This is a genomic window from Paenibacillus sp. 01L418 (assembly GCF_056400045.1).
In genome coordinates, this window is sequence record NZ_JBFTSN010000219.1 from 1 (window position 1) to 10,690 (window position 10,690).

The 10,690-nt window shown below is 44.0% G+C and carries 9 protein-coding genes; 7 read left to right on the forward strand and 2 right to left on the reverse strand.

What is annotated here, in order from left to right; translation table 11 throughout:
• From AC1DSE_RS21860 to AC1DSE_RS21880, 5 genes are all read left to right on the forward strand, one after another.
• On the forward strand, positions 1-1,342 hold a 1,342-nt coding region (locus AC1DSE_RS21860), incomplete at its 5' end, for an ADP-ribosylglycohydrolase family protein (RefSeq protein ID WP_477528179.1).
• A gap of 43 nt (positions 1,343-1,385) precedes the next feature.
• The gene (locus AC1DSE_RS21865; protein ID WP_477512267.1) at positions 1,386-2,201 is read left to right on the forward strand and encodes an alpha/beta hydrolase; all 816 of its coding nucleotides are present in this window, start codon (positions 1,386-1,388) and stop codon (positions 2,199-2,201) included.
• 233 nt (positions 2,202-2,434) lie between these two features.
• Positions 2,435-3,154 carry an SDR family NAD(P)-dependent oxidoreductase gene (locus AC1DSE_RS21870; protein ID WP_477512266.1) on the forward strand — a complete coding sequence of 240 codons (720 nt, stop codon included), beginning with the start codon at positions 2,435-2,437 and terminating at the stop codon, positions 3,152-3,154.
• Positions 3,155-3,202: 48 nt separating this feature from the next.
• Positions 3,203-4,012: a type II pantothenate kinase gene (gene coaW / locus AC1DSE_RS21875; protein WP_477512265.1), complete on the forward strand. Its 810-nt coding sequence runs from the start codon at positions 3,203-3,205 to the stop codon at positions 4,010-4,012.
• 124 nt (positions 4,013-4,136) lie between these two features.
• Positions 4,137-5,579, forward strand: a complete 1,443-nt coding sequence (locus AC1DSE_RS21880; protein WP_477512264.1) for a serine hydrolase domain-containing protein — start codon at positions 4,137-4,139, stop codon at positions 5,577-5,579.
• 86 nt (positions 5,580-5,665) lie between these two features.
• Here AC1DSE_RS21880 and AC1DSE_RS21885 read toward each other — a convergent pair whose 3' ends face one another.
• Positions 5,666-6,448 (reverse strand): phytanoyl-CoA dioxygenase family protein, encoded by a 783-nt coding sequence (locus tag AC1DSE_RS21885; protein ID WP_477528180.1) that lies wholly within the window; start codon positions 6,446-6,448, stop codon positions 5,666-5,668.
• 116 nt (positions 6,449-6,564) lie between these two features.
• Here AC1DSE_RS21885 and AC1DSE_RS21890 point away from each other — a divergent pair, with 116 nt between their 5' ends.
• Together AC1DSE_RS21890 and AC1DSE_RS21895 are read left to right on the forward strand one after the other, a co-directional pair.
• Complete coding sequence (locus AC1DSE_RS21890) at positions 6,565-7,443, forward strand: helix-turn-helix domain-containing protein (protein ID WP_441881947.1); 879 nt, start codon at positions 6,565-6,567, stop codon at positions 7,441-7,443.
• A 105-nt stretch (positions 7,444-7,548) separates the two neighbouring features.
• On the forward strand, positions 7,549-7,857 hold the full coding sequence (locus tag AC1DSE_RS21895; RefSeq protein ID WP_477528181.1) for a hypothetical protein: 309 nt from the start codon (positions 7,549-7,551) through the stop codon (positions 7,855-7,857).
• 102 nt (positions 7,858-7,959) lie between these two features.
• On the opposite strand, the gene AC1DSE_RS21900 is transcribed toward AC1DSE_RS21895, so the two are convergent.
• Positions 7,960-10,690: family 43 glycosylhydrolase (locus AC1DSE_RS21900; RefSeq protein ID WP_477528182.1), on the reverse strand; the 2,731-nt coding region annotated here is incomplete at its 5' end.

Below are 10,690 nucleotides of genomic sequence, written 5' to 3' on the forward strand. Positions count from 1 at the left end.
TAACTGGGCCGAATACGGTGCAGGGAAAAACAATATGCGGATGGGGATCGTGCCGCCGTTATCCGGTTATGTAAACAATAAATTCCGTGACAGCAATGGGGCGTTTATTCGCTCGGAGATATGGGCATGTCTCGCACCCGGCCATCCGGATATCGCTGTGAAATATGCTTTTGAGGATGCAGTTGTCGATCACAGTCACGAGGGTGTGTATGCGGAAGTGTTCTTCGCAGCCATCCAAAGCGCCGCTTTCGTAGAGAGCGATACGTATAAGCTAATCGACATCGGACTTTCATACCTTCCAGATGATTGCGGATCTGCAAAAGCGGTTCGGACGGTTATAGAATGTTATCGTTCGGGTATGAGCTGGCAGGAAGCTCGAATTCGTGTGCTGACAGAACTTCCTGGCAGCTTCGGTATTATCGGGATGACTCCGGAACTGTTGACGGATGAAGTCCCTGTCGGGGATATGGGCTGGGATGCGCCAAGCAACGTTGGAATTACAATCATCGGCTGGCTTTATGGAGAAGGCGACTTTGGCAAAAGTATTTGTATCGCGAATAATTGCGGTGAAGATACCGATTGTACAGCGGCAACACTTGGCGCCATTATGGGGATTATTGGCGAGCCTGAGCGTGTGCCGTCGGAATGGCTGGAGCCTATTGGGGACGAGATCAAAACCTTATGCATCAATCTGGGAGATCAAGGCTTAAAGATCCCGAAGACGGTGACGGAACTTACGGATCGCATATTAAAGCTGACACCGATTTTTCTTGGAAGCGAGTATTGTGACTATGTAAATGCGGAACGCGGATATACAATCGAGACTAAAGAGGATAAGGATTTATATAATTATCCGAAAAGAGTAAACTGCTGGGTTTATCGTGAAACCTCCGATTTGTTCAAGCAAAGCCCATTTATGGTCCAATACGACTTTCAAATCTTTTCGGTCTATTTGGATTATCAGAATGAACCCTTTGTATCGGAGGCTCAGCCGAAACGGTTCCGCCTTGTCTTGGACAACCAGCTGTTTATACAGCAGTGGTTAAGCGTCAAATGGCATTTGCCGGAGGGTTGGACCGTGTCTCCAGGACCGAATATTAGCGTACCGCTGGAGCAGTATCATTGCAATGTCGGCTATAACGAGCTTTTCTTCGAGTTGACGCCCAATGCATTAAAGGAGCCGCGGTATGATCTGATCGTCGAGATTACTTCAGCTGGACGGCCTACGAAGGGTCTAATTCCTATCGTTTTATTGAATGTGCCTCAAGCTGCCGGAGAAGAAACGGGATCTATTGCGGATTCAAAGGCTCCAGCAGCCCATATGATTCGATCAATTATTTAAACTAGCTGCTAAAACATAACCATAACAGCTTGGAGGGTATACATTGACAACTCCGATTGTAATTTGGCCAAAAGGTGCACCGCATCTGATTAGCGAAGAACCGCAGGGAGATCCAACATTAACTCCTTATTTGGTTGATAGTGATGTTCCTGCAGCAGCTGTCATTGTATGCCCGGGTGGTGCCTATGGCATGCTCGCAGATCATGAAGGCGAGCCTATCGCTCGATGGTTAAACAATCTCGGCATTTCTGCTTTCGTGCTGAAGTATCGGTTCGCGCCTTACAAGCATCCTGTTCCAATGCTTGACGCTCAGCGTGCCATCCGTTATGTACGTCATCATGCAAAAGACTGGAATATTGATGCGGAACGAGTAGGTGTGATAGGTTTTTCCGCAGGCGGTCATCTTGTGTCCACAGTTGGAACACATTACGACAGAGGGCGAATGGGGGATCTTGATCCAATTGAGAGGGAAAGCAGTCGTCCTGACTTGCTTATCTTATGTTATCCCGTTATCAGTTTTGGAGAGTTCCGTCATCATCATTCCATGGTCAATTTGCTTGGGGAATTTTCTTCTGAGGAGCAAAGACGTGACTTATCCAATGAGCTGCAAGTAACGGCGGATACACCACCTGTTTTTCTGTGGCATACGGCAGACGATGAGGCCGTTTCGGTGGAGAACAGCCTTCTCTTCGCACAGGCATTAAATAGGCATCATGTTCCTTGCGAACTGCATATGTTCGAGAGTGGTCCGCATGGTATGGGATTAGCCGAGAACGATGCAAGTGTCGGAACGTGGACATTGCTGTGCAGGGAATGGTTGAAAAAACGAGGCTGGAGAGTAGCGGGAAAAGCTCCATAAATATAGTTTACAACGTTGAAAACAAGCAACAGCTCCTATCGAATGATGATAAGGAGCTGTTGCTTGTTTTTAGTTGATTTCTAATAGATGGTGGCCGAGCTGGAAAAGGATCATGGTATTGTAGTACGCCCCGCCTACTCTTATAGACTTGATTTTCTCATTAATTAAACATTATTATATATTAAGTATATGAATATAATAGTGATAATGAAATAAAACCATGGGAGGATTATATGAAAAATTTTATTATTTTTGGAGCGAGTAAAGGACTCGGTGAGGCATTCGTTAAAGGATTACCGGAAGCGGGAGATAACGTATGGATAGTTTCCAGAAGCTGTCCGAATGGTTTGGGACTTAACGATGGTGTTCATCGCTATTGGATTGAAGCTGATCTAGCGTTGAATGAAGCAAGCGATAGAATTGCGAGTAGATTACATGATGTCGTCATAGACGTATTCATATATAATGTTGGGATATGGGAAAGCAAAGGATTTATGGATGACTATGATTTTGAGAAGGATGATCCTAACGAAATTGTTAAAATTATAAATGTAAACGTGACCTCTGCAATAACTTGTGTCCAGAAGCTGCTGCCGAATTTAAAAAAATCAAACAACGCAAAAATTTTCTTCATCGGATCTACATCAGGTCTTGAAAATAATGACAGTACACAAATTTCATTTGTTGCCTCGAAATTCGGATTGCGTGGAATAAGCAATTCTTTGCGTGAGCATGTGAAGAAGTACGGAATAGGTGTAACCTGTATAAATCCAGGCGAAATTGCAACTCAGATCCCATATGAAGATGGAATAGAGAAGGTTTTATCGGCTTATAATGGGACACAGATCCCCCTTCAGGATATTGTATCCTTGGTTAAATGTGTGATGAATCTCTCAAGGGCTTCCTGTGTGAAAGAAATAAATATTCCAGCCATGCTCAGCTCGAGTGTATGATTGTACGGACAAAGCATGTTAATGGGAGAAAAGAGATGACAAATCAAGATGAATATTGGAATTGATGCTGGCGGGACACTTATCAAAGTCGCATATATGAAAAATGATCTGCTCGAATTTGAAAAGTTTCCTATTGCTGATTTGGAGCATGTGGCATCTTGGATAAACGGATTAGATAACATTAAGATCTGTACGACAGGCGGTAAAGCCACTTTTTTGAGATCGTTATTAAGTCAAAAAGCTGAACAAATCGTTGAATTTGAAGCAACATCGAGTGGTGTGCGACATCTTCTTGCAACAAGTGGAATAACGGAGGAGTCATACATATTAACCAATGTTGGCACCGGAACTTCAATTCACCGTATAGACAAAAGCGAGCAGCAGCGCGTCGGCGGTACCGGGGTCGGCGGCGGCACCATGATGGGGCTATCACAGCTGCTTACAGGAATAACTGACTATGACAGCATTGTACCTTTAGCTGCTAAAGGTATACGAGATCGTATAGATTTGAAGGTAAGTCAAATTTATAAGGGGACAGTGCCCCCTATACCAGGAGATTTAACAGCCAGCAACTTCGGGAATGTTGACCCCATGGTATCGAAAGCAGATTTGGAAAAAGAAGAACTGCTAGCTTCTGTCATTGGAATGGTAGGGGAAACGGTGGCGACCGTTAGTGTTCTTGCGGCTGGACAATACGGCGTATCCTCTGTCGTATTCATCGGTTCGTCGTTTATTCGAAATGAATTTCTTAAAGATGTGGTACAAAGCTATACGAGGCTTAGAGGGGCAAATCCTATATTTCTCGAAAATGGGGAGTATTCAGGTGCCATCGGCGCTTTGCTGCATGTGAGTAAATAAACTCAGCTAGTAAGTATGTTATTTATGAAAACATGGTTCAACGAGACATCTATGATAGCGCTAACAAAAGTGCTTGCCAGTCCTCTGAAGTTGCAGTAAGTTAGTAGTATAAAGGAGGAATGAAATGATGGAACGGACTACTCTTCATTTACCCAGAAGTCAGCCGGAAACACAAGGAATACCCTCCGCTGCTGTAATTGCCTTTTTAAATACTGTAAAAGAGAAAAAGCTGGAACTGCATAGCCTTATGCTGCTTAGACATGGACAGGTAGTAGCAGAGGGATGGTGGAAGCCTTATGCATCGGATATTCCTCATATGCTGTTCTCGCTTAGCAAGAGCTTTACCTCAACTGCCATGGGTCTCGCTGCTGCAGAAGGGAAATTGTCGTTAAACGATGCGGTTGTATCGTTCTTTCCGGAGGATGTTCCAGCCGAGATAAATTCTAATTTAGCTGCGATGGAAATCCGTCATTTGCTGATGATGGGAACAGGCCATGATCAGGACACAACAAGTAAGCTTCAGCAGTGTGAAGATGGAAATTGGGTCAAGGCGTTTCTGGATGCTCCTGTAGAGCATGCACCTGGTTCACATTTTGTCTATAACAGCGGGGCTACATATATACTGGCAGCCATACTGCAGAAGGTGACTGGTCAAACGCTGCTTGAATATTTGCAGCCGCGGTTGTTTGAACCGCTTGGCATTGAAGGTGCGACATGGGAATCTTGTCCTCGGGGAATCCATGTTGGAGGGTGGGGGCTAAACATTACCACGGAGGATATTGCTAAGTTTGGCCAGCTATATTTGCAGAAAGGCTTGTGGAATGAACAGCGTCTGCTACAGGAAGATTGGGTTGATGAAGCGACGTCAGCACAAATATCCAATGGAGACGGTGGAGTGAGTGACTGGGCGCAAGGTTATGGCTACCAGTTCTGGCGATGTCGGCACGGAGTGTACCGCGGTGACGGTGCATTCGGTCAATTTTGTGTCGTGATGCCCGAGCAGAATGCGGTGCTGGCAATGACAAGCGGTACAAATGATTTGCAAGGTATTCTGGATGTGGTCTGGGATCACTTGCTCCCAGCAATGGAATCATCATCACTTCCTGCAAATCAGGATGCATATTCGAAGCTTGCGGATGAATTGCAGCAGCTAGCGCTACCGCTGCCGCAGCTGCCGCCGGATTCACCATTGGAAGCCATCATTGACGGCATTGAATATACGCTAGAACAAAACGAACCGCTTTGGAAAAGCATTTCTATATCCTTCGAGGCTAATAAAGCCGTCTTCCTTCTGAGCAAGGAGGATATTGAATATACGATTAAGCTTGGTCGAGGTGCCTGGGTAGAGGGAACGACGCCTCTGTTTCAGGGAGAATATCAACGCTTCGTTGGCAGCTTTGCCTGGGAGCAGGAAAACACGCTTCAGTTGACCTTGAGGTTAATCGAAACGCCTTTCTCTATTCATGTCCACATTCTATTTGATGGGGACAACATTGTATTAAGTCAAAACTCAAATGTATTAGCTGAAAAGTCTGAAATTCGTGGACGGAAAACGGAAGTGAAATAGTTAAAAGCCGCATTGAATGCGGCTTTTTTTTTTGAGATAACTGTGATTAACGTGACATTATTGATAAGTTGTTTGATATTTATCTTTTATGCTAGCTTCGGGAACAATCCGCCTTGTATGCGGTCCCCAGCTGCTAGACCCAATCCTTCCGTACAGCTGTGCGGCTTTCCGCTAAATATTGTGCCATCCGGCATGAAAATAATAGCAAGCGCGCGCCGCGGTTTATCAGTATGATTGGCATTCGCATAATGGAACGTCAACCCGTCATGAAAGGTACAGCTTCCGGCTTTCATACGCACGACCACCGCAGTGTTTCTATCCACGTCTTGAGCTCCTGCATCGGCAAATATATCATTTGGAGCAACTAAGTCGATGCTTTTTAAATTTTTTATTTTTTGCGATTTTGGAACAAACATCATACAGCCGTTGTTCTCATCCACATCATCCAGCGCGATCCAAATAGAGAATGCTCCGCTTTCCTGCATCGGCCAATATGGCCAATCTTGATGCCAAGGCGTTGGTTTGGAATCATTCGGCATCTTCAAGAGGGCATGATCATGAAATAAACGGATTCCTTCAAATCCAGTAAGCTGCTTGCCCATATCTGCAAAACGATWGCCTAACACGAACCGGGCCATCCCGCCATGATCTCTCCATGTGTTTACACGCTGATTCAGCACTTTGAAGTAAGAGCCGCCAGCTTGGTCCGTCTGAATGGAACGCCCTGTAGTATCACTCATTGTTTCTTCCAAATACGTCCTCAGTTCTTGCAGCTCGTCCTCGGAAAGCACATTATCCACTTGAACAAAACCGTTTTCCCGATAAAAAATGATTTGCTTTTCCGTCAAAACCCTCTTATCATTCAACATAACCATTCTCCCTTTTATAGAAAGTACTTAGGTTTACTTTACGACAGGGAGCCGTTCGAATTCTTGGATGATCTACAAAAAAAGTAGGACGATCTGCTAAGGAGGATGGACTTGAATTGTCTATTCTAAATGGAAATGCTTTTTTCGAGGACAGAGAGTTTCCTTTTTTTATACAGCGCTATCAAATTAAAAAAGGTGAGGTCATTCCTGCGCATACACATGATTTTGTTGAGCTTGTGTATGTGGTTAAGGGCGGAGCGCTGCATGAAATGGCCGATCAACGATATCCGCTAGCAACCGGTGATGTATTCGTCATAGAGCCRCAAACCTATCATGGCTACTTTAATACCGATGGGGAAGAAACGATCGTATACAATCTGCTATTTGAGAAGCAACTGCTTCAGAAGGAATTGGGCGTCCTGCTGCAAATACCCGCCTTCATCAATTTCTTTTATCTCGCTCCTTTTCTAAGGAAAAATGCCTCTTTTGTACCGTATATTTCATTGAACGAGCATCAGCGGGGGCAATTGGAATTTCTTCTCCAAAAAATTCACAAGGAGTTTTATGAAAAGCCGGTAGGTTATCAGCTCGTCATAAAAACAAATTGGATCGAGTGTTTGGTATTGTTAAGTCGTTATCAGGATAACAACGAGAACAATACTAATAGTCCGCTGCCGAAAGAGGAATGGATGAGTTCTATTTTGCATTTCGTAGAACAAAATTATCGACAGCCGTTATCGTTGAATCAGCTATCCCAAACCTGCGGCATGAGCGTATCATCCTTCACGGCAAAATTTAAGAAAGCGACAGGCATGAGCCTCATGGACTACAAGCATTCCCTTCAAGTCAGGCATGCTTGCGAATTGTTGAAGGATCATCGCAACAAGGTTGTACATGTCGCATATAGTTCCGGATTTCAAGATGTCAGCTTCTTCAATCGGATTTTTCGCAAACACATGAGTATGACGCCAAGACAGTTCCGCAATGGATTGTAGCGTTATTATGGCGGAATTGGTTGAATATCTGGAAGCAAGAGTGTAAGGTTAATGATGCTGGACTAACTGGCTGATCAGCATAAGAACAATAGTGGAGGTAACTTTATGAGTCAACGCTATAGAATTACAAGGACAATGCAAGAGCAGAACCATTTGGAGCAAAACATATCTTTGGAAGAGTGCAAAAGTTATTTTGCTGACAAACCTGATTTTTCGTATACATCCGTTTTCACTGTAAAAGGGGAAACTACGATGTCTATTGATGGTGATTTTTTTATGTGGAGCTATGGCGATATCACAATCCCGTTCAGGCATTATCAGGGAGATATATATGTGTCCGGAACGAATGAAGCCGTGATCCCTARGATGATTGAGGTTGCGAGCGAATTGGGTGCGGACGTGGTGGAAGGGTAAGAAGCAATATTTTATGTAATATCGTGAAAAATAAAGCCTCCTATCCGTAAAGTAATTTTACTGGCAGGAGGCTTTTTTTAATTGATGATTGAATGGATAACTTTATTGTACAATCGTTTTTGCAATAAAGGCTAGATCAACAATATCGATGACGCCATCATGGTTGATATCTGCTTTTTTGATCGCATTCCAATCAGGGCTAGTTGAATTTTTGCCATAGCTGGCTGCTGCAATACCAAGATCACCAACGGTCACTTTTCCATCTGAATTCGTGTCTCCTGATGTTGGGACATGGACTGCGTTTTTAAATGCTTGCAGTGCTTGATTCAAGGCGGTAACCGCTTGATTAATTTCCGCTTGGTTTACAGCTTTATCGGCTGCTGCTTTGGATGCATGAATCGCTGCTTGCAAAGCGGCTTTGGAACCAACAGGGTATTGTCCTGGCGAACTGCCTTCTACAGCTGCTTGAACGGCTGCCTCTGATTGTGTAATTAAGGCATTCAAAGCTTCTTTGTTCAGCTCAATCGTGCTCGTGACTTTAACATTATGCGTGACAAGAGCAAGTGTGGTCTCCACGCCTGCTGAATTGGCAAGCTTCGCTTGTGAGAGAGTGATATTTGTACTTGATGACTCTTTAATTGCTTTCCAGTTTAATTTAAGCAATTCTCCATCGGCGGTGACAGCATGGTCTGCACCTTGACTTGCAAGCAAAATCCGAATTTGTCCGGGAACGTCCGTTTTAGAATCAATAACGATAAGACCATTCTTTATGGACTCCGCCGAAACAAATGCGAGCTTGTCGGCATCATAATCAAATGTGAGATCCTGAGCATAAATGGCATCCTCTGATTTAGTCGACACATGCGTTAACCCGTAATTTACTTCGAGGCTTTCGCCTAATGAAAGGTGTGAAGCACCTGTAAGTGTCCCCGTTAATTCGTCTTCAGCAGGGGGATTGAGGTTAGGAACATCGGCTTTATACATCGTCAAAAAGTCCAAATTCACATTGCCAATCGAACCATTATCAATACGATAACTGATCACATTTTTGCCAGCCTTTAAGCGTAAACGCTCAGAAGCGGTAAACCATTCATCCCAGCTGATCGCCGTTTTATCTGGGCCAATCGTTTTTACTTGTATGCCATTTACATATACATTGATGTTTGCTCTTGCGGGCAACTGTGTCGTAGGATTATTTGTAGATTCACCATCGACCTGCACACCATAAGCGTATCTAACACCCACGATGTAATCACCATCTTCAGCTGCATTCACTACAAAACTGGCTTCTGCACCAGCTTTTTTGGGCAGGTTAATATAACCTGTTCCTTGATAATTTGCATGACTGTTGTCTTTCGTAATCTCACCATAAAGAATAGCATCTTCAGCTTGATACATATCTCCGAGTCCTAAATCACCAGAAGGCAAGTCCTGCCATTCATATGGCGATACAGGGATACCGAAATGAGGTGTTCCATCTGCATTCCAACCAAATTTTTGAATATTGACCTGCCGCCACCAGTTGCGCCCAGTATCTTGATATACGCGCGAATGATAAATCATCCAATCTTCCTTGCCATCTGCCGATTTGACAAAACCTGCTCTGGCAGGGCCGGAAACATCATCTGTAGCAACGAAAATATCATTTGTGCGCGTCCAAGAATCCGGGTTCAAAAAATCGCCATCGGTATTCATAAAATAAGATAAACGATAGCCATTTGATGCATAATCACCTTCGGACATGGTAATAAATACTTTCCCATCCTTTTGCAATACACGAGGGCCTTCACCGCCGCCGCCTGGCAGKAAGGAGCGGTCTGCTGTAATGGTATAGGGGTTATCCATTGGCGCAATTGCCGGGCCAATAGGTTCGCCGGAGCCTAACGTGCCCCAAACTGCATACAGTTGTCCTTTGTAGTCGAAGACCGTGAAATCATTGGCTTGTTTATAAACGCCGTTTTCACCTGCATAAATGGCGCCTTTATCTACGTACGCTCCTTGCGGGTCGTCTGTCACAGATTCCAGAACCGTCGCCATATGCTTGTAATCAAACTCTTTTAAGTCAGCACAATAATAGATATACCATTTGCCATCAAAGAAGAAGAGTTCAGGTGCAAAAATCCGAGTTTGTGTTCCTTGGGAATCGAATACCATAATTTTTTCGCCTTGGTCTAACAGGGTACGAGACTTGGATACATAAACTTTATTGTTGGAGTCTAAATTGCTTGAAGAAACAAAGTAATAAAAACCATCTTTGTACGTGACAAAGGGGTCCTGTCCTTGATACAGCGGATTGTTAAATTTATCAGATACGGAGGAGCTTGTAACTCCCATCTCTTTCATAAAGTCAGAACGGGCAATCGATACGCTCTTAATGGCATCATCGAGCAAACCAACCTTATCTAAATCACTAATTTCTTTGTCATCAATAGTGGCAAGCAGCTCTACCGCAGTTATTTTTGCAGAGCTTAAGTTGTTTACTACGCTTTCTGCTACTTTGTCCGCAAAGTTTTCTGTTAAGTAATCTACCTTTTGAATTTCTGCGGTCAAATCAGCTTTTTTAGTCGTGAGTACACGATCTGTAGGCAAATAAAGTGCTGATTCAGGCACGACCTCTCTGCTTTGGCTAGCGCTTTCCCATTCCATCTTAAGCCAAGTGCCTCCCCAGCCTTGCAAGTATTCAACTTTAATATCGTAATGCTTGCCTGCTTCCAATGAAATGGAGGTGCTAACTTGTGGTTTTTCCCATGCCTGCTGCCAGAAGTCAATGATCAATGCTCCATTAACCCATAGTCTGAAACCATCATCACCAACCATATGGAAGGTGTAGTCT